The organism is Pedobacter sp. Leaf170 (assembly GCF_920984665.1).
In the GTDB taxonomy this organism is placed as follows: Bacteria; Bacteroidota; Bacteroidia; order Sphingobacteriales; family Sphingobacteriaceae; genus Pedobacter.
Map to the genome: position 1 here is coordinate 11,942 of NZ_CAKLBP010000009.1, position 26,445 is coordinate 38,386.

The 26,445-nt window shown below is 33.2% G+C and carries 21 protein-coding genes; 15 read left to right on the plus strand and 6 right to left on the minus strand.

Annotated features, from left to right (window positions below; all coding sequences use genetic code 11):
- Positions 1-165 precede the first annotated feature (165 nt).
- The 5 genes from LUA90_RS17915 (at position 166) to LUA90_RS17935 (ending at position 10,716) form a co-directional block, all read left to right on the plus strand.
- Positions 166-1,389, plus strand: coding sequence for a Pycsar system effector family protein (locus tag LUA90_RS17915; protein ID WP_231459908.1), 1,224 nt, complete (start codon positions 166-168; stop codon positions 1,387-1,389).
- A complete protein-coding gene (gene ppk1, locus LUA90_RS17920) occupies positions 1,389-3,431 on the plus strand; it encodes a polyphosphate kinase 1 (RefSeq protein WP_231491953.1) in 2,043 nt (680 codons plus the stop codon). Before LUA90_RS17915 ends, ppk1 begins: the two co-directional genes overlap by 1 nt.
- A 10-nt stretch (positions 3,432-3,441) precedes the next feature.
- Positions 3,442-4,341: an SdiA-regulated domain-containing protein gene (locus tag LUA90_RS17925; protein WP_231491954.1), complete on the plus strand. Its 900-nt coding sequence runs from the start codon at positions 3,442-3,444 to the stop codon at positions 4,339-4,341.
- 69 nt (positions 4,342-4,410) lie between these two features.
- Positions 4,411-8,016, plus strand: a complete 3,606-nt coding sequence (locus LUA90_RS17930) for a BamA/TamA family outer membrane protein (RefSeq protein WP_231491956.1) — start codon at positions 4,411-4,413, stop codon at positions 8,014-8,016.
- Between the two features lie 303 nt (positions 8,017-8,319).
- On the plus strand, positions 8,320-10,716 hold the full coding sequence (locus tag LUA90_RS17935) for a GAF domain-containing protein (RefSeq protein ID WP_231491958.1): 2,397 nt from the start codon (positions 8,320-8,322) through the stop codon (positions 10,714-10,716).
- Between the two features lie 55 nt (positions 10,717-10,771).
- On the opposite strand, the gene LUA90_RS17940 is transcribed toward LUA90_RS17935, so the two are convergent.
- Positions 10,772-11,380, minus strand: a complete 609-nt coding sequence (locus LUA90_RS17940; protein ID WP_231491959.1) for a GIN domain-containing protein — start codon at positions 11,378-11,380, stop codon at positions 10,772-10,774.
- Between the two features lie 250 nt (positions 11,381-11,630).
- Here LUA90_RS17940 and LUA90_RS17945 point away from each other — a divergent pair, with 250 nt between their 5' ends.
- A complete protein-coding gene (locus LUA90_RS17945; protein ID WP_231491961.1) occupies positions 11,631-11,987 on the plus strand; it encodes a two-component system response regulator in 357 nt (118 codons plus the stop codon).
- On the opposite strand, the gene LUA90_RS17950 is transcribed toward LUA90_RS17945, so the two are convergent.
- Positions 11,988-13,286 carry an AarF/ABC1/UbiB kinase family protein gene (locus LUA90_RS17950; RefSeq protein WP_231459901.1) on the minus strand — a complete coding sequence of 433 codons (1,299 nt, stop codon included), beginning with the start codon at positions 13,284-13,286 and terminating at the stop codon, positions 11,988-11,990.
- Between the two features lie 6 nt (positions 13,287-13,292).
- The gene (locus tag LUA90_RS17955; protein ID WP_231459900.1) at positions 13,293-13,946 is read right to left on the minus strand and encodes a TetR family transcriptional regulator C-terminal domain-containing protein; all 654 of its coding nucleotides are present in this window, start codon (positions 13,944-13,946) and stop codon (positions 13,293-13,295) included.
- Positions 13,947-14,150: 204 nt separating this feature from the next.
- Between LUA90_RS17955 and LUA90_RS17960 the strand changes: the two genes are divergently transcribed.
- The 3 genes from LUA90_RS17960 to LUA90_RS17970 are packed head-to-tail and all read left to right on the plus strand — an operon-like array spanning position 14,151 to position 15,425.
- Positions 14,151-15,005, plus strand: coding sequence for an HD domain-containing protein (locus LUA90_RS17960; RefSeq protein ID WP_231491963.1), 855 nt, complete (start codon positions 14,151-14,153; stop codon positions 15,003-15,005).
- 51 nt (positions 15,006-15,056) lie between these two features.
- A complete protein-coding gene (gene tatA / locus LUA90_RS17965) occupies positions 15,057-15,197 on the plus strand; it encodes a twin-arginine translocase TatA/TatE family subunit (RefSeq protein ID WP_231459898.1) in 141 nt (46 codons plus the stop codon).
- Positions 15,198-15,242: 45 nt separating this feature from the next.
- Positions 15,243-15,425, plus strand: coding sequence for a hypothetical protein (locus LUA90_RS17970; protein WP_231491964.1), 183 nt, complete (start codon positions 15,243-15,245; stop codon positions 15,423-15,425).
- A gap of 6 nt (positions 15,426-15,431) precedes the next feature.
- On the opposite strand, the gene LUA90_RS17975 is transcribed toward LUA90_RS17970, so the two are convergent.
- Entirely contained in the window at positions 15,432-15,848 is a 417-nt protein-coding gene (locus tag LUA90_RS17975) for a hypothetical protein (protein WP_231491966.1), read from the minus strand.
- 292 nt (positions 15,849-16,140) lie between these two features.
- Here LUA90_RS17975 and LUA90_RS17980 point away from each other — a divergent pair, with 292 nt between their 5' ends.
- Both LUA90_RS17980 and LUA90_RS17985 read left to right on the plus strand, forming a co-directional pair.
- The gene (locus tag LUA90_RS17980; protein ID WP_231491967.1) at positions 16,141-19,653 is read left to right on the plus strand and encodes a PKD domain-containing protein; all 3,513 of its coding nucleotides are present in this window, start codon (positions 16,141-16,143) and stop codon (positions 19,651-19,653) included.
- A gap of 2 nt (positions 19,654-19,655) precedes the next feature.
- On the plus strand, positions 19,656-20,669 hold the full coding sequence (locus LUA90_RS17985) for a type IX secretion system membrane protein PorP/SprF (RefSeq protein WP_231491968.1): 1,014 nt from the start codon (positions 19,656-19,658) through the stop codon (positions 20,667-20,669).
- Positions 20,670-20,739: 70 nt separating this feature from the next.
- On the opposite strand, the gene rpoN is transcribed toward LUA90_RS17985, so the two are convergent.
- Positions 20,740-22,212: an RNA polymerase factor sigma-54 gene (gene rpoN, locus LUA90_RS17990; RefSeq protein WP_231459893.1), complete on the minus strand. Its 1,473-nt coding sequence runs from the start codon at positions 22,210-22,212 to the stop codon at positions 20,740-20,742.
- A 170-nt stretch (positions 22,213-22,382) separates the two neighbouring features.
- On the opposite strand from rpoN, the gene mscL reads away from it, so the two are divergent.
- Positions 22,383-22,772, plus strand: coding sequence for a large-conductance mechanosensitive channel protein MscL (gene mscL, locus LUA90_RS17995; protein ID WP_231459892.1), 390 nt, complete (start codon positions 22,383-22,385; stop codon positions 22,770-22,772).
- A 40-nt stretch (positions 22,773-22,812) separates the two neighbouring features.
- Here mscL and LUA90_RS18000 read toward each other — a convergent pair whose 3' ends face one another.
- Complete coding sequence (locus tag LUA90_RS18000; protein ID WP_231459891.1) at positions 22,813-23,685, minus strand: ChaN family lipoprotein; 873 nt, start codon at positions 23,683-23,685, stop codon at positions 22,813-22,815.
- Positions 23,686-23,815: 130 nt separating this feature from the next.
- Between LUA90_RS18000 and LUA90_RS18005 the strand changes: the two genes are divergently transcribed.
- From LUA90_RS18005 to LUA90_RS18015, 3 genes are all read left to right on the plus strand, one after another.
- Positions 23,816-24,568: a LiaF domain-containing protein gene (locus tag LUA90_RS18005; RefSeq protein WP_231459890.1), complete on the plus strand. Its 753-nt coding sequence runs from the start codon at positions 23,816-23,818 to the stop codon at positions 24,566-24,568.
- Between the two features lie 85 nt (positions 24,569-24,653).
- The gene (locus LUA90_RS18010; RefSeq protein WP_231459889.1) at positions 24,654-25,715 is read left to right on the plus strand and encodes a sensor histidine kinase; all 1,062 of its coding nucleotides are present in this window, start codon (positions 24,654-24,656) and stop codon (positions 25,713-25,715) included.
- Entirely contained in the window at positions 25,693-26,427 is a 735-nt protein-coding gene (locus LUA90_RS18015; protein WP_231491969.1) for a LytTR family DNA-binding domain-containing protein, read from the plus strand. Before LUA90_RS18010 ends, LUA90_RS18015 begins: the two co-directional genes overlap by 23 nt.
- The last annotated feature ends 18 nt before the right edge of the window (positions 26,428-26,445 follow it).

Below are 26,445 nucleotides of genomic sequence, written 5' to 3' on the forward strand. Positions count from 1 at the left end.
TTAATTTGATTATAGATTGTTGTATTGAAAAATAAATTATCTTTTTTGTACTAACAATAGCAAATTAAATTATTGTTAAAATTACCGTAAATTTATACAAGCAAACTTGGCATTTTAACAAATGACCAAAATACCAGATTAACAAAATATTTTAGCTTTATATTCATGGATTACAAGCAACTACAGATTGATGTAGAAGAGCATATCAACGATTATTTTAATACCCATCAGGATGATAGATTGGTATATCACAATCTTGAACACACACAAAGTGTTGTAAAAGCAGCACAGCAGATAGCCAATCATTATCAGTTAAATGATGAAGACTTTTTTATTGTAACTGTAGCCGCATGGTTTCATGATACCGGCTATTTTGAAGATAATCTTTATCATGAAGCAAAAGGAGCAGAGTTAGCCAACAGTTATCTCGAATCTAAAGAGGTAAATAAAGCGGTTCGGGAAAAAATATCGAACGCTATCTTAAGCACAAAGATTCCTCAAAAACCTTCAAACTTAATTGAAAATATTTTGTGCGATGCAGATTTATTCCATTTAGGCTCAGCAGATTTCAGACAGAAAGGAAAACTGATGCACAAGGAAGTTGAATTAATTTACAATAAAGATATCAGCAAAAAAAACTGGCGCATAGATGATATAAGGTTTCTTGAAGCACACCAATACCATACCGATTATGCAAAACTGCTCTTAAACGATCAAAAGCAAAAGAACGTTGATAAGATAAAAAATAAACTATCAGCTAAGTCTGCACAAGTAAATATTGTAGAGCCAGATTTACATACCCATATGTCAGAAGAAATAGATAATCCTAAAGACAAGAAAAAGGATAAAAAAGACAAGCCTGATAAAGGTATTGAAACTATGTTTAGAATAACCTCTGCAAATAATCAAAGGTTAAGTGATATGGCCGATAATAAAGCACACATATTAATAACTGTAAACTCCATTATGCTTTCTTTAATTGTGAGTTTATTATTAAATAAATTAGATAATCATAGTAATTTAATTATTCCAACATTCATATTGCTTGTAGTAAGCTTAACATGCGTGGTGGTTTCTATTCTATCAACCCGCCCATCAATTCCGCCGGGAATTTTTACACCAGAAGAAATGGAGCAGAAAAAAGTAAACTTATTATTCTTCGGTAACTTTTATAAAATGTCTTTACCAGATTATACCGATGGTATGGTTAAAGTAATGAACGATAAAGATTTCTTGTATGGCACCCTGATAACTGATGTTTACTCGCAAGGGGTGGTATTAGGAAGAAAATATAAATTAATTCGTTTGGCTTATAACGTTTTCATGTTTGGCTTAATTGCAGCCGTACTTGCATTTGTTGTTGCTTACGCTGCTTACGGTAAACTTTAATGAAAACAGCAGTTCAAAGCAAACTATTTAATCGTGATTTAAGCTGGCTTAAATTTAACGAGCGTATTTTAATGGAAGCTGAACGAGATAGCGTTCCGCTTTTAGAACGCATCAAGTTTTTATCTATTTTTTCTTCCAATCTGGATGAGTTTTATCGCGTAAGGATGCCTGTTTTACTTGCTTTAGAGAAAATAAGCAGTAAAGAGGATAACGATTTGCACATCAATGCAGATTTGGTAGAAACAGCAAATACGATGATATCCGGGCAGCAGGAAAGGTATGGTAAGGCGCTTCAAAAAGATATTATCCCAAAATTAAAAGACCAAAATATTGAGGTTGTTTACGGTCGTAAATTTCCTAAAGAAATCCAGAAAGAAACCAGAAGATATTTTTTAAGTCAGGTTTTAGCCTTTTTGCAACCAGTATCAGTAAAAAAGAATACAATTTTCTTCCCTTCAAATAATCAGTTATATTTTTTGGTAACGGTTACCAGAGGTGATGAAAAAAAGGCTTTTATTTTAAATATACCTTCAAATGAACTTCCTCGTTTCTATAAAATTGATAAAGAAGACAAAACCTATATTGTATTTTTAGACGATATTATCCGCTTCAATTTAGAAGTGGTTTTTAGTGATGCAGAAATAACAGGTTGTTTTAGCTTCAAAATCACCCGCGATGCTGAAATTGATTTAAAGGACGAATATTCTGGTAGCTTATCAGAGCAACTTGAAATTCAGCTTTCTAAAAGAGACAATGGCTTGGCCACCCGTTTTTTACATCAGCCTGGCATCCCTAAAAATGTAATCAAGCTCCTTCGTAAGCTTTTCAATCTTAAAAAGGCTAACCTGGTTGAAGGCGGTCAATATCATAACTTAAAAGATTTAATGTCTTTTCCGGTTAAAAACGCTGCCTTATCAAATAAAGATTGGACTAAAATATGTCACTGCGATTTGGTCCAAAATTCATTACTAGATGAAATAAGCAAAAAGGATATTATCATACATACGCCTTATCAAAGCTACGATACCATTTTAAGATTTTTTAATGAGGCAGCTATTGATAAAGATGTTAAAGAGATTTACCTAACTATTTACCGTGTTGCTACCGATTCTAAAATTATAAATGCATTAATCAGCGCAGCAAAAAATGGTAAAAAAGTTTTCGTTTTAGTTGAATTAAAAGCACGTTTCGATGAAGCCAATAACATAAAATGGGCTAAGAAAATGAAGGAACAAGGCGTTGAAATTGTATACAGCGTTACAGCCTTAAAAGTTCATGCTAAAATTGCATTGGTTAAAAAACAGCAAGGAAACCGTATGCATTACACAGGCTTACTTGCCACCGGAAATTTTAATGAGAGTACTGCTGCTTTTTATACCGATCACATCTTAATGACCGCCAACAAAGATATTTTAAGGGAAATTGAACTTCTTTTTATGTTTTTGGCTAAAAGGGTAAAGCCTGAAAAAACTGTGCCCGTAAATTTTGAGCACATTTTGGTCGCCCAGTTTAATTTGCAAGAGAAATTTTTAGCGCTTATTGATAGGGAAATCGAATTTGCAAAGGCCGGTAAAGATGCATCTATAACCATTAAGCTCAATAATCTGGAAGAAAAAATCTTAATTAATAAACTTTACGAAGCCTCGCAGGCAGGGGTAAAGATTAACATGTTTGTTAGAAGTATTTGTAGGTTAGTTGCAGGTGTGGATGGAATGAGTGAAAATATTACTGTTACTCGTATTGTTGATAGATACCTTGAGCACGGGCGGATATTTATTTTCAACAATCTGGGCAAAAAGGATGTGTTTCTGGGTTCGGCCGACTGGATGAATAGAAATATTTACAGGCGCATTGAAGTTTGTTTTCCGGTTTACGATGAAGCCATTAAAGCCGAAATTCTTCACATAATAGACATACAGAAAAAAGATAATTTACAAGGCGTTTCAATTGATGATGAAATGAATAATCAACCAGTAAAAAAGGATGGAACACTTATTGCGTCTCAATCAGAAATCTATAAATTTTTACAAAATCAACATTAAATTTTAGCTGATGAAAAATTATAAATATGCCATGCTAACTGCAGTAGGCGCTTTATCTATTGCTTTTTTTTGCATTTCATGTGTTAACGAAAAACACGAAGAATCTACTACCGCATCAGAAACAGCACAAACAAAATCTGATTTTCCTTACGATTTAAGTAAACCTGTAAAGCATAATATGCCGCAAAGCTTGTTCGAAATATCGGGCATTGTTTTTAACAACGGCGACCCGAAACAAGTTTATGCCATTCAAGATGAAGATGGCGATTTATTTTATCTTGGTTTAGAGGATAAAGAAGCTAAATTTACAAAATTTGGAGGCAAAGGCGATTATGAAGATTTGGCAATATTAAAAAACCAGGTTATTGTTTTAAAAAGCAATGGAGAGTTTCATATTTTTCCGCTTTCTGAAATCAACAAACCTGAAGCAGCCAATGTGCAAAAGGTTAAAGATTTATTACCAAAAGGCGAATATGAAGGCTTGGCAGCCGACGAAGCAATAGGTAAAATTTACGCTTTAACAAAAGCAAGCAAAGCTGATGATAAAGAAAAAGCAACCCGTATTTATGCTTTCTCGATGGCTAATGATGGCACTTTAAAAGCAGATGGAGAATTTAGCCTTCCATATCATGAAATTGCAAAAACATCAGGAAGTAAAAAATTAAACTTTAAACCATCGGCCCTTTCTCAAAACAAAAACACAAATGAATGGTACATTTTATCATCTGTAAATAAAATGATTTTAGTTACTGATGCCAATTTTAAAATAAAAAGTGTTGTGCCTTTAAAGGGTGATGATTTTAATCAGCCAGAAGGAATTGCATTTGATAAGGATAATACGCTATATATTTCCAATGAGGGTGGTACATTATCTGCCGGAAATATTCTTGAATTTAAATTAAAGAAATAGTTGTACGGCTGCCTTTCTAACTAAAAGGCAGCTTACTTTTACTATGTTTTTGCTGTAACAAACTAATTTATGATTAAAAATTTTACGCTAACCACTATATTAATATTTGCCGGATTAATTTCATTTGCACAAAGTGATGTTAAATACCGTATTATATTATTCGGCGATGCCGGAGAAATGAACCCGGCACAAACGCAGGATTTAAAAAATGCGGCTAAGCAGATAATCCCAAAAAAAACTACTGTTATTTACCTGGGCGATAATATTTACCCATCAGGTATGGGTTTGCCAGGAAGTTTAGAAGAGGAGGATACGAAAAAGATTCTTCAGTCGCAGTTTAGTCCGATGCGTGAAAAAGGCGCTGCGGTTTATTTTCTGCCAGGCAACCACGATTGGGATAAATCAGGACCAAAAGGTTTAGCAAAAATTAAAGCGCAAGATGATTTTTTAAAAGCCCAAAACGACCCGCTTTTAAAACTAATACCTCAAAATGGCTGCCCCGATCCGGTTGCAATAAACCTAACGGATAAATTAACAATTATCGCCTACGATAGTGAATGGTGGCTTTTTCCTTACAATAAATCAAATGCAAACGGCGAATGTGAATGCCGAACAAAAGACGAAGTTATTGTAAAAATGGAAGAGCTTTTAGAACGAAACAAAGATAAAGTGATTATTCTTGCTTCCCATCATCCATTTCAAAGTTATGGACCACACGGAGGCTATTTCAACATAAGAAATCACCTTTTTCCTTTAACATCAATAAACAAAAATCTTTTTATCCCCTTACCGGTTTTAGGTTCTGTTTATCCGTTTTTGCGTTCTACTTTATTAAGTCCCGAAGATTTGAATCATCCTGCTTACAAGGAAATGATAAAATCGGTGAATGGTGTTTTTGGAGATTATAAAAATGTAACCTATGTTGCTGGTCATGAGCATGGTTTGCAATTAATTAAAAGTAAACAGTTGCAAATTGTTAGTGGTTCGGGTTCTAAGGTATCGCCAAACAGGCAAGGCAAAAATTCTCTTTTTAACGAAATGCAGCAAGGTTATGTTGTTGCAGACCAGTTGATGAATAATGATATGCGTTATGAGTATTACGTGTATGCAGATACAGGTGTTAAACGCGTTTACAGCTACACTAAAAAATTCGAGGTGCTAACTGCTAAAGAAAGAAATATACTTAAGCCAATTACTGCAGATAGTATTATTGTGCAGGTTAAACCCGAATATGATAGTGTTGGTCGTTTTCATCGCTGGCTTTTTGGTGAAAATTTCCGTAAAGAGTATGCTGCTAAAACTAAGGTTCCTGTTCTGCGGATTTCAAAAATTGCAGGTGGCTTAAAAGCAACGCAAAGAGGTGGCGGTAATCAAAGTAGATCTTTAAGGTTAGAAGATAAAAACGGTAAGGAATATGTGCTTCGAAGTGTAGAAAAGTATCCTGAAGTTTTGCTTCCTGCAGGTTTAAGAGAAACTTTTGCTAAAGATATCATTAAGGATAATATGTCTGCTCAGCATCCATTTTCTGCTTTGGTTGTGCCAGAGTTAGCAAAAGCGGGTGGCATTTATCATTCAAACCCAATTATTGGATGGGTTTCTCCTGATGATAATTTAGGCGAATATGAATCCGTTTTTGCAAACACACTTTGTTTGTTAGAAGAAAGAGAACCAGCCGGAGAATCGGATAGTTCTCCAAAAATGGATAAAAAACTTACTGAAGATAACGACAATAAATTGAATGGCCCGGCTTGGGTAAAAGCAAGGTCGCTCGATATCCTTTTAGGTGATTGGGACCGACACGAAGACCAATGGCGTTGGAAAGAAAGTAAAAAAGACGGCGATTCTTATTATACACCTGTGCCTAGAGACAGAGATCAGGTTTTCTTCATGTCTGACGGTAAGATTCAAAGATTTACGCAGAGTTCTTCTCTGCTACCAATGATGCAGGGTTATGAACGTGAAATAAAAGACATAAAATGGTTTTTATGGGAAGGCAGAGAGATTAGCAGCAGGTGGACAGCCAACATCGATGAAAAAGAATGGGATAAAATTGTTGTAGATTTTTGCGCAAATTATAACGATGAGGTTTTTGAAAAGGCGTTAAAAAGACTTCCGGAACCAAGTTACTCTTTACATCATGATGCATTTTTAAACCAGCTTAGGGCAAGGGTTAAAGCTTTACCAAAATTGATGAATGATTATTATCACTTCTTTAACCGCATTGTTGATATCGAAGTATCCAATAAAAATGAATTGATTAAAATTACCGATAATGGTGAAAAAGGCTTAAGAGTTAAAATCAATAAAATATCTAAAGATGGCGATGTAAAAGGTGAACTTTACGATAGAAAATTCGATCCGAAAGTTACCAAAGAGCTTCGGGTTTATATGCATAATGGGAATGATAGCCTTATTTTAGACAATAAATCATCAAATATCAAAATCAGAATTATTGGTGGTAAAGGCGATAAATATTACGATTTTGCTAACAGCAATGGAAAGGTTAAATTATACGGGCGTACAACTAAAGCAACTTATGCTGGCGAAGATGCAAACAAAATCAGTAAAGTTATCTCAAACGATACTGCTAATTTTAGTTATGTACCAAAAGATATGTATCGTAGAAGTTCAATTAGTTTAAATGCCGGTTATAATAATGATGATGGTATTTTGCTCGGACTTATTTATAAACAAACCAATCCGGGTTTTAGAAAACAACCTTACGGAAATTCGCAAACTGTTTCTTTTTTACATTCATTTTCTTCTAAAGCCTTTAGGTTTAATTATAGAGGAGAATGGTTAAAAGCTTTTGGAAAGGGCGATTTTATTTTAAAAGCAGATGCATTTGCGCCGAATAATACTCAAAACTTTTTTGGCTTAGGTAATGATACTCGTTTTGATGAACATGGAGATGATATTAGATACTACCGCACCAGATTTAATTTGTACCAGGTAGACCCATCCATAAGATGGCGTAGGCCAAAATCTACTTTTAGTGTCGGACCATCTTTTCAATACTATAAATTGGATTATGATGATAACATTGGTCGATTTATACAAAATACGGCACAGTTGCATTCATCTGATAGTTTAACGATTAGAAATGAAAAGATGTTTGCTGGTGCAATTGTAAATTTTACCAATAATACACGCGATAACGATTTATTGCCAACATTGGGTAGTTTTGTAGATTTTAGACTATCCGGTTACAAAGGGTTAAATAAATATTCAAACTCATTTGGCCAATTTACAGCAAGTGTTGCTTTATATAAAAATTTAGATGGTAGAAAGAATTTTATTCTTGCAGATAGATTTGGAGGAGGTGTTACAATTGGTAAGCCTGCTTTTTATCAGGCTCAGTTTTTAGGCGGACAAGGAAACTTGCTAGGTTACCGACAGTTTAGATTTGCCGGAGAACACAGCTTCTACAATAATTTAGAATTAAGAGCCAAAATAGGTGATTTGGTGAGCTATATTTTACCAGGTCAGGTTGGCTTAATTGGTTTTTATGATGTGGGTAGAGTTTGGAAAAGAAACGAAGCGTCTCAAACCTGGCATCATGGAGTTGGCGGCGGTGCATATTTTGCGCCTGCATCTTTAACGGTTGTGCGCTTTATAATGGGGCATTCTGTTGACGGTTGGTATCCCTATGTTTCGATTAATTTCAGGTATTAATTTATAATTTTAAAATTTTTTGATAAGCTAATTTTTGCTGTAATTAAGTTAGTTCCACCATTCTTTTCTGCCTGTTGTGGGTAAGAATTAATGGTGGGCAGCGGTTAGAGATGTATGCCGCAATTGCACTTCAATTTAAATTCTACTAAACTAAGTCATCATTTTATTCGTATATTAAATTATTGATGTAAAAATAGTATTACGTTTGGCAGACTATTTGTAACTCTTGCTAACTGTATATTTGTATTGTAGTAAAACTATTTTTAAACCTTTAAATTTTACGTCTATAAAAAACTTGTACCCATGAATACCAATGTAATTAAGATACATAAAAACGAGTGCATTAATTGCCAGGTTAAATCTAACCTGTCGTTTAGGCCATTGGTAACCTATTTAAAAAACAGACTTAAAACAGAAAAAACCGTTAAGTCGGAATTTTATAGGTTTTTGCTCGAAAAAATTGAGAAAGAGGATGCTTTGTTGGGCAATATTAGCGCTCAGGAATTATCAAAACATACAGAAACGCTCGAATTAATATTTACCATTTTAACGCCTTTAATGGCGAACGAAAATGAAATGTTCTGGGCATTGAGTACGCCCGTGCCTGATGAGATTTTCTTTAGCACAAATGCTTTTTATCAATTTTTTAAAGATCATGATCCGGCTAAAAAGGTATCCAAGGATACTGAATCATCTGAAAAAAAACACTTAAAATTCATTTATAATTTAATTTTAACCAGATTTTACAATTTTACATCTGTTTTAAAAAATGAAATTATTTATGCGCATGTTAACGCTGATAGTAATTTAACTTCTTATTACAATATCCAAAACGATACACAGTTTATTGATATTCAGCATAAAGGAGAATTACCAGAATTGAATTTCGAAGAGCTTGCCAAACATTTTCAGGAAGGTACAGAGATAGAATATCTAAGTGAACAGCTTTCTTTAAATAAATTTACTTTTGAAGGTTTTAGTGTAATCTCGATTACTGATGTTACGCTTCAACATGCTATTGAAGGCATTAGAAATGCTTTGGTAGATCACAATTACCAAAGTGATGCCTACAATCACGTTATACAGGCTTTAAAAACTTTAAGTGGAAATGGTGATATTGAATTTGGATTAATGCCATTTTTAACCGTTAACAATAAGTTGGTTTTTGATGATAAGGAATTTTCGCAAAGCATGCTTATAAATTCGGCAAAAGAATCAAAAATGGAAGAGGAAGTTTTTTATTCATTAGTGGATAAATACAAAGAAGATCCTCGTCCGATATTTGTGCCTTCGATTAAAGAAGACCAAATGAGTAAAGATCCTTTTTTACGTGTGTTGAAACAAGCAGGTGTTTGCTCTTATTCCGTTCTACCGGTTTACTATAATTCGCAGTTAGCAGGGGTTTTAGAAGTATATTCTAGTAAGGAAGTTCAGTTTGATGATAAATTATTATCGAGATTACGTCCGGCAATGCCATTAATTGGACAGCTTTTTCAATACAGTATTGAAGAATTTAATGCCAAAATGGATGCCGTGCTAATGGATAAATTTACGGCTTTGCAACCGTCCGTTCAATGGAAATTTAACGAGGCCGTTTGGGATTTCTTAAAACAAGGCAAAGAAAGTAAAAAGCTTAAGCAAATGGAAACCGTTACTTTCAAAGGAATGTATCCATTGTTTGGTGCCGTTGATATTAGAAACTCTACTAACGAGCGTAACGAAGCTTTAAAAGAAGATATGCATGTTCATTTATTGAACATTATAAAAACTTTAAAAAGCCTGCGCAAGTTTGTTTTCTTAGAATTGATTGATAAACTAATTTTTAACTGTAACGATTGGATTGTTCGCATTAGTAATGTTGCATCGAGCAACGAAGAAATGTTGTTGAACGAATTTTTAGCTGCAGAAGTTTATCCATTCTTCTCTGTAATTAAGCTTAACCATCCCGAAGCTGGCGAAATTGTTGATGATTATTTTGCAGAAATACTACCGGAAACTGGATTGGCCTATGAAAATCGTCGTAAATTAGAGGTTTCTATGCAAATGATTAACATGGAAGTTAGTCAGTACTTAGAAACTGCACAGCAGAATTTGCAATCATCTTATCCTTGTTATTTTGCCAAATTTCGTACAGATGGTGTAGAATATGATATTTATATCGGACAGGAAATTGCACCAAATAAACCGTTCGATTTACTTTATTTAAAGAATATTCGCTTATGGCAATTAACCTCTATGGTAGAGATTGCCCGCTTATCTAAAGGATTAATTGGCGAAATGCCTCGTCCGTTAGAAACTACCCAATTGTTATTTATTCACTCAAATGCAATTGATATTAGTTTTAGAAACGATGAGCGTAGATTTGACGTAGAAGGTGCTTATAATATTAGATACGAGGTTGTTAAAAAACGTATCGATAAGGTTTTAATAAAAGGAACTTCAGAACGTTTAACGCAACCTAATAAAATTGCAATGGTTTATTTTAATGCCGATGAAGCTAAAGAATATGTTGAGTACATCAAGTATTTGCAAGATCAAGGCTATTTAAATGATGATTTGGAAAAACTTGATTTAGAAGAATTGCAAGGTGTTTCTGGCTTAAAAGCTTTACGCGTAGGCGTTAAGTATGTAAGCAAAACGAAACGAAAAGATACTGCAGCAGAAGCAAAATCAAAAGATTTAAGTTTAAACTTAAATTAAATCATAAAAAAAGCGAAGAGGATTTCCTCTTCGCTTTTTTTATGATTGTAAATTCTTACTTAATAACTGCAACAGTTTCTGTAATTGCACCCATGTCTTCATTAGAGCGAATATTTGTTTTTAGTGCCGCAAATCTATCCATGGTTAATTTTTGAGTGTCGCCCATAATTACGGTATGGTTATCGGTTGCTCCGCTAAGTTTTAAATCTGCATTATCTTGTATTACAGTATATAATCCTTCTGTACTAGAGTTAATTTCTGCATGCGCATTTCCTTTTAAAAAAACTTGTAAAAACTTAACTTTTACTTTACCATCTGTTTTTACAACTGCATTATCGGCAGCTTCAATTCTGTATATATCCGAAACGTATAACGTAATTTTGCTAACATCTTTATCAAGCGATGTAATTCTTAATAAGTCGCCTTCTTGTGTGATTTTTGCTTTACCAACATTATCTTCATCATAAGCTACAGATTGATTTTGTCTCTGAACGATTTTAATTTCTACATTTCCTTTAACAGAAATTCTTTTGAAATTACTTGGTGCAGAAACAGTTGCTATAGGTTTTTTCTCATTAGCCATTACGCTGCTAGAAAAAACAGAAGTTGTTAAAGTGATAACTGTTAACGAGGTTGCGATTAGTGTTTTGATTGAGGTTTTCATAATGCTGTTATTTATAATTGATTATAATTTAATGATTTATATTTTTTAGTGGTTTTGTAGATAAGACGCCAGTACCCGGAAAACGTTGCAGCCTATATTGCATATTTATACGAGTATAGGCAACTAATCGACCAACGGGCAAAAAAAACAGACCAACTATTAACAGCTTTTAGTTAATTCTAAATAATTGAAGTATATGTAGTATTTATTCTTTTTATTATATTTATAGAAAAATTATTGCCAATTATTTATGAAGAAAAAGGTTGTTCTAGTACAGGATAATAAAGATATTCTGGACATTATGGATCAGGTTTTGGATGAGGAGGGTTTTGATGTAACTGCTTCATTAACAACCGAGCCGATTGAAAATATTGAAAAAATTGATCCGGATGTAGTTATAATTGACGATCACATTAAAGGAACAAAAAAAGGTTCTAAAATAATAAAAGAACTTAAATCTGATCCTGAGACTGAGGACATATCAGCTGTGCTTACTTCAACTTCTGAGAAATTACCTGAGATAGCTAAAGCAAGCAAAGCTGATGATTACATTTTAAAGCCATTTGAAATTGATGAAATGGTTGAAGTTGTAAAAAAGAATGTCTGATTATAATTTTGGTTTGTAGGTATTGGTATTTACAGTTGCTTTTAACTCGTGCAGTATTGTATACAAACCGAAATTTGTTCTGTTAACATAAATGAAGTGCTTCACGCCCCGGGCTTGCTTAAACTCTGGCATTTTTGAAATTTTCTCTCCATAATTATATAATTTCTCGAAAAATTCAGTCTGGCTAAAATCAAATACAGGGTTTATGTATGGTTTGGCAAAAAGCTCTATCATTTCTTTATAAGATTTATAGTAAAATTCAACTTGCGAAGCTGTATCTTCTTTATGTATCATATCTAGTTTCCTGAAAGCATCAATAGTTTTGGCTTTATCACTAATTACATCGGTTGATATAAGTGAGAAAAACGGAATATAAAAATCGAGTGGCATTTCTTTAATGCAACCAAAATCTATCACTCCAAGTTTTTCATCCGGAGTTATTAAAAAATTACCTGGATGCGGATCTGCATGAACGGCTTTTAATTCATGTTGCTGAAAATTGTAAAAATCCCATAAAGCCTGTCCAATCTTATTTTTTAAGGCTTGAGATGGATTGGTTTTCAGAAATTCTTTCAAGTGCATGCCTTCAATCCAATCCATAGAAATGATGCGCTTGCCAGATAATTCTGGATAATATTTCGGGAAAACTACATTGTCCAGATTTTTACAAGCTTCAGAAAATTCAATTGAACGTTTAACTTCCAGTTCGTAATCCGTTTCCTCTAATAAACGTTCTTCAACTTCCTTAATGTAAATGTTTAATTCTTTTTCAGACATGCCAAGAAGTCTGAATGCAAAAGGTTTAACCAATTTTAGGTCTGATGATATACTATCGCCAACTCCAGGATATTGAATCTTAACTGCAAGTTTCTGACCATTTAACTGAGCCTGATGAACCTGACCAATTGATGCAGCATTTGTTGAATTTATATTGAAGCTATCATAAATTTTTTCAGGTGTTTTGCCAAAGTTTTTAGTGAAAGTTCTAACAATTAGCGGACCCGAAAGTGGAGGAGCATTGTATTGAGACTGTGTAAATTTATCAACATAAGATTTTGGAAGTATGTTTTTATCCATACTTAACATTTGAGCAATCTTTAATGCACTTCCTTTTAATTCACTTAAGGATTTGTAAATATCTGTTGCATTATCTTCATTAAGCTGTTCTCTGTCTAATTCTGGGTTAAAAAGCTTTTTTGAATAATGCTTAATGTAATTGCCACCAATTTGAAAACCAGTTTTAACAAACTTTGCCGAACGTTCTACTTTAGTTACCGGAATACTTTTTTGTTGCTTCATTATCTTTTAAAATCCCATTTTCTCTTTAAACTTTCCATTTCTGCTCAAAAATTTTCCGTATTCAAACAGGTTATCAATAGGAGAGTGTTGAAATAAATCGAATGTTACGTTAATACCTTTTTCAATAGCTTCATCAGTTTTTTCGAAACCTTCGCTATCATCATTTATCCAAAAATTTAGTATAAAGGCAAATTGAACCCAAAGGGCATCTTTGTATCTTTTACTAAAAAATTTACGCTCGGCAAGTTCTCCATTTTCTAAACCATCATTTATTATATCTTCGGCAAAATTTTCAAATATTGGTTTTACACCAGCAAGGATAGTTGGGGTACCTATTTTACCGTTAAAGTTTCTTAAACTATAAATAATAAAGCTTCTTTGGTTTTTAAGATTTTCCATATAACTGTAAAAGAAAGAAAGCATTTTTTCTCTTGAAGAATACTGAGACCAAACCTCCTGTTCTTTAATTGTATTTATAGTTTCGTAAGTTACATCGAACCAAATATTTTTTTCAATGCTTTCAAAAGAAGAAAAAAATTGATAAAAATCAGCTTCAGTAATTTTTAGCTTTTTTGCAAAAACATAAACCGATTTTGGTTTTTCATTATTGCTTAAAACATAATCTAAATATGCTTTTCGAATTTGCTCAGCAGTTGCCATATGTCTGTTTTTTTTTAAATATAACGTTTAAAATGCAATCGTGTTCTAGAGTACAAGTATTAAAAAATCATGTTTTTGTAATAAATGTTTTCATTTTTTTTGAAAGTTTATTATTAGCTAATATGTTTAGTATTTTGTTGAAAATTTATTGCTTTTTTAGCTAAAAATTATAGTATAATTGTAATTCATTTTATTGCTTTAACCATGGTACAGCTAAACGATATTTTATATGGAAAGATTGAATTTCCAGATGTATTTGAAGAATTATTAAATACTGAAGCATTAAAACGTTTGGCAGGTATACATCAGAGTGGTGCTATTTATCTGGTCAATCCAGAAATTTGCCACTCAAGACTGGAGCATGCAATTGGTGTTTTAATGTTGATTAAAAACCTGGGCGGTTCTGAATTAGAACAGATTGCAGGTTTATTGCATGATATTTCTCATACTGCGTTTTCTCATGTTGGTGATTACGTTTTTAATAATACGGATGAAGATTATCACGAAAAAATTTTTGCAGAGGTGTTGTACAATTCAGAAATTCCTGATGTATTGCTTAGATACGGTTATAATGCAAATCAAATCATATATGGGAATTTTGATATTTTGGAACAACCGCTTCCATCACTCTGTGCGGATAGATTAGATTATACTTTGAGAGATGGCTTTCATGCCGGGTTAATATCAAGGCAAAGAGCAATTGAATTTTTAAAATCTATTACTTTAAAAGATGGTAAAATGGCAGTCAATTCTGAAAAAGAAGCTTTATGGATAAATGAGATTTTTAGCAGGCTTAATAGCGATGTATTTAATTTGCCGCTTCACATATATGCAAATGGTAAAATGGCCGAGTTAATTAAAAGCTTCCTTAAAAAAGGGATATTAAATGAACAAGATTTATTTAAAACGGACACTTTGTTGCTTAATAAAATTAGAAGTAATTACACCGGATATGAGGCTGTAAAATCAATAAAACAATTAAAAGGTTTTTCTGAATTTATGAGGCATGGTGCTGTACCTAAAATAAAAGCAAGAACATTGAATGCTTTACTTGTTTAAGTTTTTAATCAATTGCGAGTATATATAGTGTATATTTAATAAAAATTTTATATGTCGGCAATTGAAATTATATTAATCGTAGTTATAGTTATATTAATTTTTGGTGGTAAAAAAATCCCGGAATTAATGCGTGGTATTGGAAAAAGCGTTAAAGAATTTAAAAACGCAAAAGATGAACCACCCGTAAAATAATTTGAACTAATTCTTCTTTAATATGTTTTTAATAAAATTATTAAGATGATAAATTCTGTAAATACTCCCGATAAAAATAAGGCTGACGATAATAATGGTTTAAATGATTGGAATAAACGCATTGATGAAAATCTAGAACCTTCAAATCATAATGATGTACTTGCCGATGAGAAAGCAAAAGAATATTCAGAACAGTTTGAAGATAAAAAGCCGAAAGAAGATGACTAATTATTTTTAAGCTGAAACTTTGAGTTTTATAATTTGTTCCTCATTTTCAGCTTTAATAAAGGCATAATTTTTACTTAAATCGTAACAAGATAATAAAGTGTTGATGTTGTCAACTATAACATCAATTTCTATTTTATCATATATTGAAGAATCTAGTTTATTTAAAAAATATATTAAACATTGTCTGTCGAGCTCGTTTAGTTCATAAGATATTTTTCGCATCCCATCGTTAACTGCATTTTTGATATGTTCTTTTAAGAAATAAAATGCTATCCTGTAATTATAAAGCACGGTTTCACTAATATTTCTTTCTAACTGCATTTTAGCATAAGCAACTTCCATTGCATTATAAATTAAAATGTCTGGTGTTTCGCAATTTCTTGCTGGGTAAATCTGCTCAATCAATTTTAAATACGCGTTCATAAACTCGTTTAAGGTTTTTATCGTGAAATAAATTTTTGGGATGCAATTCGGTCACCGAAATCCGGGATTTGATTTCTGAAATTTGAGCGTTGTGGCGAACAGAATTATTAATTAATCTTATGCATTTATAATTTATTGATGATGTTTTTTTACACGAATCCCTTGTTATTTTACATGAAATAGAAAAAATATAGATTTTTCTGTTTGAAATCTTTTACATCTATATTTTAGAATAGTATATTGCATCTATAATCAAATCAATGCAAACCAACTTCTAACCAGGCTAATAACGATGAAAAGAGCATTATTATTAGTTTTTATTATAGCCAGTTTTTTTTGTAACAATTTATTCAGTCAAAATATTTCCAATGAGGGAACTGATTTTTGGACTGTTTTTCCTACGCACGTACCTAACGGGAATTCTTTAGCCAGTTTAATGGTTTTTGTAACCTCAAAATTTGATTCTGAAGTTACAGTAACTTGTGGCGCTTATTCTTCGGGTCCAACTATTATTCCAGCCAATACTTCGGTAGGTATTCAGGTTAATAGAAATGATTCATATATCCCATTATCAGATGCAAACCAAGTGCTATCTAATCGTGGTATTCATATCGTTGTTACGCCGGGAAAGCCAAAAGTGGCTGCCTATGCGCATATGTTTGCAGGTAATCGTTCTGCGGCATCTTTAATTTTACCTTTTGAAACCCTCGGGCAAAAATATTTTTCTGTTAATTATACCCAAAATATAAACTCGACCAATAATAATAATACCTCGCAGCAAGGTTATAATTACTTGGCACTTGTAGCAGTTGAAGATAATACCGTTGTAATTATCAGAGAACGGAATAATATCAGCAGAACCATTACTTTACCCAAATCTGGTGATGTTTATGAATATACTTCTGGTTTAGAAGATTTAACCGGCATATCTGTTGAAACCGATCCAAGCAATTCATCTTGCAAACGTTTTGCAGCTTTTTCTGGTACATCAAACATCACAATAGGTAATTGTTCAAGTGCAGATCCGCTATATCAGCAAATTTATCCGGTATCTAGTTTAGGTAAAACCTATGGAATTATTCCATTCTTTAATCAATCTTATATATATCGGGCTGTTGCTGTTGAGGATAATACTAAAATTTACGAGAATGGGTCGCTTGTTACCACCTTGAATAAGGGTGGGTTTTATAGCTCTTCAAGGTTATCAAATCCGAATTATGTTACCGGTGATAAAAACTTTATCTTAAGTCAATACATGTATTCTGTTGGATGTGCAACTCCAAGTGGATCTAATGCTGGTTTTGGCGATCCGGATATGGTATTATTAAACCCGGTAGAATTTAATGTAAATAACATCACTGTCTTTTCTGCTACCGACCAGGATATTAGACAACGATATTTAAATGTTCTGATTAAAACAAACAAAACAGGAAGTTTTAAAATAAATGGCGTTGTGCCAAACGTAACATGGTCTGTTCTTTCTAATAATTTATCTTATGCCCAAATACCTGTTACCGAAAAAAGCTTAACACTTACAGCTGATGAAGGATTTAATGTAATAGCCTATGGTTATGGTACAACAGAATCTTATGCATACTCTGCAGGAACAAATTTGGCTTCTAACAATTATTTAACAGTTGTTAATAGTGTTAAAAAAGAAGAATATCAAAATGGATGTATAAATACAGAAATAAACTTTAAAATTAATTTACCCTACAAACCAGATAAAATTACCTGGACATTGGATAATGAACAGCAAATAACAACTACAAATGAGCCAGAAGTAAAAGTAATTAATGGACAAACATTTTACATTTATAGCTATCCAAACGCTAAAAATTATACAGTTGCAGGCGAACATAAGCTTAATGTGGTTGCGCATGTCCCTAACGATCCCGTAAATTGCCAAGAAGGAAATTTAGTAACTAACTATATATTTTCTATTTACGATTTGCCAACTTCAAATTTTGATGCAGCTATTTCTGCCTGTGCTAAAACTGATGTAATTTTTACAGATAAAAGTATATCTAATTCTGCCGATTTTCAGGTTACTAATTGGCTATGGGATTTTGGTGATGGAACCGTTTTAGATGAAAAAAACCCAAAACATCAATATTTAAAAGAGGGTACTTATGATGTGAAACTTATTGTAAAAGCCGGCTCGGGTTGTTACTCTGATGTTTTTACTAAAAATATCACAATAAATCCTTTACCGGTTTCAAAATTTACATCTTCAGATAATACCTGTATAAATACTGATTATGTACTTACAGATGCTTCATCAATTAGTCCAACACAAACGACAAATAAAATAGTTAAATGGCGTTGGGATTTTGGCGATAATAATTTTGAGGAAAACAGTGATAATAGACCTGTAATACATCAATATTCTGCTGTCGGTACTTATAAAATATCGCTTATTACTACATCGGCAAATGGCTGTGTAAGCGAAGCATTTGTTAAAGATGTTAAAGTAACCGATTTGCCAACTGCAGATTTTACCGTGCCAGATGTTTGTTTAAATGATGCTTTTGCCCTTTTCGTAAATAAAACAATTGATGCGGAAGGTGTCAGTGGACCATTAAAATATGAGTGGAATTTTGGCGATGCAGCTTCAACTGCTATGAATCCAAATACATCAACAGATAAAGATGGAAAACATAAATACAGTTCATTTGGTGTGTACAAGGTTAGTCTAAAAATAACTAATGTAAATGGATGTGTAAGTACCGAATCAAAAGATTTTACAGTTAATGGTGCCGTAGAAAAGGCTGATTTCTCAATTCAAAATGCCGACAATCTTTGCAGCAATAGTGCAGTAATAATTAATAATTTATCAAAAGCTTTTTTCGGAAAGATAACAAAAATAGATATTTTTAAGGATTTGGAGGATGCTCCGAACGATTTTGAGACATACGCATATCCAACTAATGAAGACATAAATTTAGTTTATGCGGCATTTGGTGGTAACAGTAATAAAGATTTTAAGATAAAATTGATTGCATATTCTGGTGAATCTTGCTTTTTGGAAACAGAAAAAACTATCACACTAAAACCAGCACCAATTTTAGAATTTGCAGATATTCCTTTTGTATGCCAAAATGATGGTTTGGTAATTATCAATCAGGCAAAAGAAACCACGGGTATTATTGGCAATGGAATTTATTCTGGTGATGGAATAGATTCAGAAGGAAATTTTAATCCGAAAAGGGTTCAGGCGGGTAAACACACAATTACTTATACCTTTACAGCATCAAACGGCTGTATAAGTGCAATTACTAAGGATGTTTTTGTGTACGAATCGCCAACGGCAGATATTGGAAGTTCAACACTTTATATACTAGCTGGTGGAGAAATTACAATTCCGGCTGTAGCTGAAGGCAAAAATCTAACCTATAAGTGGAGTCCATCATTAGGTTTGAAACAAGATGATGTGTTAAATCCGGTTGCAACTCCGGATAAGGATACCGAATATAAATTAGAAACAACATCGAGTGAGGGTTGTAAGGTTGTTAAAACTGTTTTAGTTAAAGTTCTTCAGGCTTTGGTGCCACCTAATTCATTTACACCTAATGGCGATGGGGTAAATGATGTTTGGGCTATTAAATATTTAGATACTTACCCTAATGCAACAATTGATGTTTTTAACCGAAACGGAGGCAAAGTATTTTCAAGCGTAGGTTATAAAACACCATTTGATGGAAATTATCAAAATGAGCCTTTACCTGTTGGAGTTTATTACTATCTTATCAACCCAAGAAACGGTAGAAAAACCATTACCGGACCGCTTACAATAATCAGATAAAATTGAAAAAATATATACTACTACTTGCTGTTTTAATTAGTTTAAAGGGGTTTTCTCAACAGAAGCCACAATACACGCAATATATTTTTAATCAATATCTTTTAAATCCGGCATTATCCGGAATAGAAAATTATGTAGATTTTAAAGCAGGTTATCGAAAACAATGGGCAGGAATTAACGATGCACCGCAAACATCTTTTGTTTCTGCACATTGGGCTTTGGGCGATAATCAGCTTTGGAGTAACGCGTTAACATCTTTTCCAGAGCAAACCGGAAATCCGATGGATAGGAATTATATGCAAAATTATACCTCCTCGCCGGCGCATCACGGCATGGGCGTAACCGTTGTACAAGATAAGGCTGGTCCGCTTTCTCGTCTTGATGCAAATGTTACTTATGCCTATCATTTACAATTGAGCAATACATTTAATCTATCGGTTGGTGCAGCAGCAGGCGTATCAAATATTAGATTAGATATAAACTCTCTTACCTTTCCAGATAGCCAAAGCGACCCTGCGCTTTTAAATACTATTGTTAGTCAGCTGAGGCCAGATTTAAGTCTTGGTGTATGGCTTTATGGTGCCAGAATGTTTGCTGGAGTTTCTGCACAGCAGGTTTTATCGCAAAAATTAAGTTTCACAAACTCAGAAAATTACAATACCGGCAAAGAAGTGCCTCATTTTTTCGCTACCGCCGGATATAAGTTTTTCCTTGATGACCAAATCGCTGCAATTCCATCCGTTATGGTTAAATACGTTCAGCCGGCACCAGTATCTGTAGATTTGAATATGAAGATAGCTTTTAAAGATAAGATTTGGCTAGGTGGAAGTTACAGAAAGGATGATTCTTTTTCTGCAATGGCAGGATTTAATATAGGCAAAATGGTTAATTTAACATATTCTTACGATTTTACTACATCTAACCTAAACACGGTAAGTAACGGTAGCCATGAAATTGTACTTGGCTTAATGTTAAACAATATTTATAAAGTACCATCATACATAAAAATGTGGTAAATTAATATCTATTTGTTTGTTTTGAAGTAATTATAATAACGAATAATAAGGACTTATTATTAAAAAACTATTAAAGCTCTTTTCTAAGTCTTGCCACCGGAATATTCATTTGTTCGCGATATTTTGCTACGGTTCTACGGGCAATATTATAGCCGCGTTCCTTTAAAATATCGGTAAGTTTTTCATCGGCTAAAGGCTTGCGTTTATCTTCGTTTCCAATGCAATCTTCCAGAATTTTTTTAACTTCTTTATTCGAAACTTCTTCACCATTTTCAGTTTGAATTGCTTCTGAGAAAAAAGATTTTAATAAAAACGTGCCGAATTCGGTTTGCACATATTTTGAGTTGGCAACCCTCGAAACCGTTGAAATATCCATATCGATTTTATCAGCAATATCTTTTAATATCATTGGGCGCATTTTACGCTCATCTGCTGTTAAAAAATATTCGTATTGATAATGCATAATTGCATTCATGGTTTTTAACAAAGTTTGTTGTCTTTGTTTAATGGCATCGATAAACCATTTTGCAGAATCCAACTTTTGCTTAACAAATTGTACAGCTTCTTTTAATTTTTTATCCTTTGAAGAAGCTTTATCATAATGTTCAAACATTTCCTGGTAAGAACGACTTACCTTAAGCTCAGGAGCATTTTTAGAGTTTAGCGTCAAAATTAAAACGCCATCGTTATTGCTGATGTGAAAATCGGGAATAATCTGCATTTGCTTTGTAGTAACCTGATTTGCATCGCCAGGTTTCGGGTTCAGACGAAGAATTTCGTTTACAACTTCCTTAAGTTCTTCGCTATCCAGATTTAAACTTTTTTCCAGTTTATCGTAGTGTTTTCTTGTAAATTCATCAAGATAATTTTCAACTACGTTCATTGCCTTAACAATGATTGGGTTGTTAACGTCTTTTCTTTTTAATTGAATTAACAAGCATTCTTTCAAATCTCTTGCGCCAATGCCCGGAGGATCGAAGCTCTGTATTAAACGCAGCATTTCCAAAACATCTTCTTCCTCAACCATTACATTTTGAGAAAAAGCCAAATCATCAATCATAGAGCTTAGCGGACGACGTAAATAACCATCATCATCTAAACTTCCAATAATTTGTTTTCCAATAATAAAATCCTGGTCAGATAAAGGAATCAGATCTAATTGTTCCTGTAAACTCTCAAAAAATGTACTTTCAATGGCGATTGGTGTTTCTTTTTTCTCCTCATCATCATCGCCATTGTTGTAATTTGTGCTGTAATCGTTTGCAGAATCATCTTGAAGATAATCATCCACGTTAAATTCATCCATGCTATTATCTTCTGATGAACTTTCATAATCTTCAGGGCCATCATTTAAATCATCATATTCACCTTTTGGCTCATCTGCTGTCATTAAACTTGGGTCTTCTAAAGCCGGATTTTCTTCCAGTTCTTCTTTCACCCTTGTATCTAAAGCAACAGTAGGCACCTGCAACAACTTGATAAATTGAATTTGCTGAGGGGATAACTTTTGAAGTAGCTTTTGTTGTAGGTGTTGCTTTAGCATGGTATTCGTGTATGTCGGGCAAAAATAAGGAATTGTTAGCAGATAATCTTTAGTATAAATCTATTTAATGATGATTTTGATTTATTGAGCCTTTATAGAATGGTTACTTAGTTTTTAACTTTATGATATAATTGTTACTTTCGTTATAAAAACAAACTAAAACTAAAATTATGGGAATTGTTAAAGAATTTAAAGATTTTGCAGTTAAAGGAAATGTTCTTGATTTAGCTGTCGGTGTAATTATTGGAGCTGCTTTTGGTAAAATTGTAAGCTCTTTAGTAGAAGATATTATTACACCTGCGGTATTGGGGCCAGCTTTAAAAGCCGCAGGATTAGAAGATTTAAGCAAATTAGTAATTCCCGGAACAGCCATAAAATACGGTAATTTCTTATCACAAGTTATTGCATTCGTAATTGTTGCTTTTGTTTTATTCTTGATTATTAAAGGTGCTAACAATCTTAAAAAGAAAGAAGTTGCAGCTCCTGCAGCGCCTGCTGCACCCACTAAAGAGGAAATTCTTCTTACTGAAATTAGAGATGTTTTGAAAGCAAAAGCATAATAAATAAAATAGGTTCGCAAATTTTGCGAACCTATTTTATTTAGAAACTTCTTTTCACTTTTGGATTGGTTATGATGATGTAATCTCCAAGATTTTTAAATTTTTCCCAAACTGGGTTTTCAAAGCTTTCATCAGAGAATGCTGAAATGTTCAGTATTTTAAGTTTTGGCGAATAAGTTAATAGTTTGGCTAGCGTTCCAAGTTTTTCATCGCTATGAAAACGCCCGTTTAGCTGTAGGATTTTAATTCCTTTATGTGTTTTTGCGTACCTGGAAATAGACCAGGCCATTGTCGCATCCCAAAAATTCTGAGTTTGATAAATCTTCATTGAACCCATACTGTGCCCACCAAGTGTTTCTGTAAATTTATCGTTGTATCTTCCTGTTGCAGTATCTATCGGTAATGGTGGTAAAAATGCTAGTGAAGATTTTGGAAAATTTTTCAGGATGTCCAGTCCGCTTTTCGTTACCGCATTACTGTATCTTGCAGCTGCATTACCTGCTATAACATCGATATTATTTGCTTTTGCATACTCAATCAATGGCTTGTAATCTTTGTAATTGTTCCAAGCTCTTGCTTCTCTGGTAAAGTTTTTCTCCGTAATTACACCTGCCAAATACTCATCAACTACAGGCTGTACATCAGTATGAAACATTTCAAGACTTAAAGCGGACCTTTTTGGATATTTTTCACTTAATTTTTTAAAAATTGATGCTTCAAGGTAATGACCAATCGAATCATTATGATCTTCGCCAAAGAATAAAACATCAGCATTTTCCATATCCTTTATAATATCATCAACAGTAATTATTTTCTGATTTTTAACATCATAAATTTTATAATTCGACTCGATTTGTTGACCGTAGCCAAAAATGGAGCTTAGTATGGCAAGCGTAAATAGTAAAAATTTCATGGCAACAAAATACTAAAATATTTTTCACCGATAAAATAAGGTTATTTACCGCTGTTTAATTGTTTTCTACGGAATACGATTAGCTGGCCTGAAATCTTATAAATACATTTGGTTATTAATAATTACACAAATGGAAAATTCAAATAACATAAATAATAACTATTCCGGCAGAATGCTTAGTGGGTTGATAATCATTCTGGTTGGTTTAGGCTTTTTAGTTCGAACCATGGATTTAGATATTCCTAGATGGATATTTAGCGGTTCAAATCTTTTAATTCTAATAGGATTATTTGTAGGCCTTAGAAACAATTTTAAAGGAATTGGCTGGTTGGTTTTGGTTTTACTTGGTGCATACAATACTATCGATAACATGCACCTAGGTTTCAATATTTCAAAATATGCTTTGGGCGTAGGTTTTGTTATCGTTGGCGCTTATCTGGTATTCAAGCCAAAAAATGGAGCTGCAAATTTTGGTTTCTGGAATCGAAATAGTAATAATAATTTAAATACTGCAGAAAATCCATCTTATGATAAAAAATTAGATAATGATTTTGTTGAAGCTGTTGCAGTTTTTGGTGGAAGTCATCAAACAGTATTTTCAAAAAACTTTAAGGGCGGAGATGTTACGGCAGTTTTTGGCGGTGCAGATATCAACTTTACGCAGGCAGATTTTAGTGAAACTGTAAAGCTCGATGTTACCGCAATTTTTGGTGGTATTAAGCTTATCGTTCCTCAAAATTGGGCAGTAAAATCAAATGTTACGGCAGTTTTTGGTAGTGTAGAGGATAAGAGAGGGAGTTTAATGCCTCAAACTGATATCCAGAAAACTATAATTTTAGATGGTACAGCAATGTTCGGCGGGATAGAGATTAAAAGTTTTTAAGCTCCGATAAATATGCGATGAAAAATATCATCGCATATTTATTTAAACAACATCATTAATTCAACCTACACTAAACCTATAAATTTTGACAACAAGACCGCTTTCAGTCCCACAAATACAGAAAATATCATTAGGTATTGCCTTGTGCTGGACTATTTTGTGTGCCTTTGGTATACATTACGTTGTAAATTTTTCGTGGATAATTGCCATTACAGATAGTGCGATAAACAATTTCCTGTTAGCAGCGGCCTGCATAGGCATTAGCAATATGCTAGGTTATTATCAACCCAAAAACGAAAGAATTTTGTATGTGCTGATAATAACGCTTGCCTTAACCTTTGTAATTGTTTACCTGGCAAAGTATGCTCTTTTTTACATTTATACCGATTTTAAAGATTATAAAGATTTCTACAATTTTTCTTTTGCCTTTAGAGGATTAATTTCCTTCATGTGTTTAGGATGGTGTGCTTTAGCTAATATATTGTGGTATAGATTGGAAGAACAATCAGAAACTCAATCTAGATTATTAGCTGCGCAAAATTTGGCTAAAGAAGCCGAATTGAATAAATTAAGACATCAATTACAACCGCACTTTCTCTTTAATAGCTTAAATTCTGTTTTTGCATTAACTATGGTAAATCCGAAAGAAGCGGGCGTAATGATTACAAAACTTGCTTCTTTTTTGCGTGGTACACTTAAGCGAGATGATGAATTGTGGGTTTCTGTTGAAGAGGAGATGGAATATATTCAACTTTACCTTGATATTGAGAAAGTTAGGTTTAGTCATCGGTTAAATATTGAGGTTAATGTTGATGAAAATACACATAAATTATGTTTGCCTGGAACGCTTTTGCAGCCTATTGTAGAGAATGCTATCAAGTTCGGATTGTATAACACATCAACCGCAATTACCATAAAGGTTGATGTAACAATGTATGATAATATTTTACAACTGCGTGTGCAAAATCCTTTCGACCCGGAAATGAAGGCAACCGGCGGAACAGGTTTTGGCTTAACGGCTATTAAACGAAGATTATATCTGCTTTTCGCAAATCCTGAGCTTTTAAGAACCGAAATTGAGGCAAATAATTTATATATTACGACCTTAAAAATTCCTCAAAAAAATGATCAGGACTATACTAATTGATGATGAACCTTTAGCCAGAGACATTGTAAAATTCTACCTATCAGAACATCAAGATATAGAGATAGTTGCAGAATGTTGTGATGGTTTTGAAGGCTTAAAGGCAATTACACTACATAAGCCTGATTTAATTTTCTTAGATATTCAGATGCCAAAAATCAGCGGCTTTGAGATGTTAGAGCTTGTTGAAGATAAACCTGCAGTTATTTTTACAACGGCATTTGATGAATATGCCATTAAAGCTTTCGAAGTAAATGCTGTTGATTATTTGCTTAAGCCAATTGACAAAGCAAGGTTTGATGCTGCAATTAAAAAGGTGCCTTCAAGATTAAATCAGCCTGAAAATACTGAAGGTGTTTTAGATGCTGCCGCACTAAGTCCGAGTCAAAATAATAGGGTAGTGGTTAAAAAAGACGGTGTAATTAAAATTATTCCGGTTTCCGAAATTAACTACCTTGAGGCCGATGATGATTACGTTAAGATTAGTACATCAGAAGGTTCTTTTTATAAAAACAAAACAATGGCATACTTTGAGAAAACTTTAGATGCAGAAGTTTTTATTCGTATTCATCGCTCCTATATCATAAATCTGGCTCAGGTTACTAAAATTGAGCTAAAAGAAAAGGATAGTTATGTTGTTTTATTAAAATCGGATATCTGGTTGCCGGTGAGTAAAACTGGCTATGTAAAACTGAAGGCAGCTTTGGGTTTGTAGGCATTTTGTAGCCTTAAA

Coding starts and splice junctions, on each gene's coding strand:
- LUA90_RS17915 (WP_231459908.1), top strand. CDS start 166: ATGGATTACAAGCAACTACAGATTGATGTAGAAGAGCATATCAACGAT.
- ppk1 (WP_231491953.1), top strand. CDS start 1,389: ATGAAAACAGCAGTTCAAAGCAAACTATTTAATCGTGATTTAAGCTGG.
- LUA90_RS17925 (WP_231491954.1), top strand. CDS start 3,442: ATGAAAAATTATAAATATGCCATGCTAACTGCAGTAGGCGCTTTATCT.
- LUA90_RS17930 (WP_231491956.1), top strand. CDS start 4,411: ATGATTAAAAATTTTACGCTAACCACTATATTAATATTTGCCGGATTA.
- LUA90_RS17935 (WP_231491958.1), top strand. CDS start 8,320: ATGAATACCAATGTAATTAAGATACATAAAAACGAGTGCATTAATTGC.
- LUA90_RS17940 (WP_231491959.1), bottom strand. CDS start 11,380: ATGAAAACCTCAATCAAAACACTAATCGCAACCTCGTTAACAGTTATC.
- LUA90_RS17945 (WP_231491961.1), top strand. CDS start 11,631: ATGAAGAAAAAGGTTGTTCTAGTACAGGATAATAAAGATATTCTGGAC.
- LUA90_RS17950 (WP_231459901.1), bottom strand. CDS start 13,286: ATGAAGCAACAAAAAAGTATTCCGGTAACTAAAGTAGAACGTTCGGCA.
- LUA90_RS17955 (WP_231459900.1), bottom strand. CDS start 13,946: ATGGCAACTGCTGAGCAAATTCGAAAAGCATATTTAGATTATGTTTTA.
- LUA90_RS17960 (WP_231491963.1), top strand. CDS start 14,151: ATGGTACAGCTAAACGATATTTTATATGGAAAGATTGAATTTCCAGAT.
- tatA (WP_231459898.1), top strand. CDS start 15,057: ATGTCGGCAATTGAAATTATATTAATCGTAGTTATAGTTATATTAATT.
- LUA90_RS17970 (WP_231491964.1), top strand. CDS start 15,243: ATGATAAATTCTGTAAATACTCCCGATAAAAATAAGGCTGACGATAAT.
- LUA90_RS17975 (WP_231491966.1), bottom strand. CDS start 15,848: ATGAACGCGTATTTAAAATTGATTGAGCAGATTTACCCAGCAAGAAAT.
- LUA90_RS17980 (WP_231491967.1), top strand. CDS start 16,141: ATGAAAAGAGCATTATTATTAGTTTTTATTATAGCCAGTTTTTTTTGT.
- rpoN (WP_231459893.1), bottom strand. CDS start 22,212: ATGCTAAAGCAACACCTACAACAAAAGCTACTTCAAAAGTTATCCCCT.
- mscL (WP_231459892.1), top strand. CDS start 22,383: ATGGGAATTGTTAAAGAATTTAAAGATTTTGCAGTTAAAGGAAATGTT.
- LUA90_RS18000 (WP_231459891.1), bottom strand. CDS start 23,685: ATGAAATTTTTACTATTTACGCTTGCCATACTAAGCTCCATTTTTGGC.
- LUA90_RS18005 (WP_231459890.1), top strand. CDS start 23,816: ATGGAAAATTCAAATAACATAAATAATAACTATTCCGGCAGAATGCTT.
- LUA90_RS18015 (WP_231491969.1), top strand. CDS start 25,693: ATGATCAGGACTATACTAATTGATGATGAACCTTTAGCCAGAGACATT.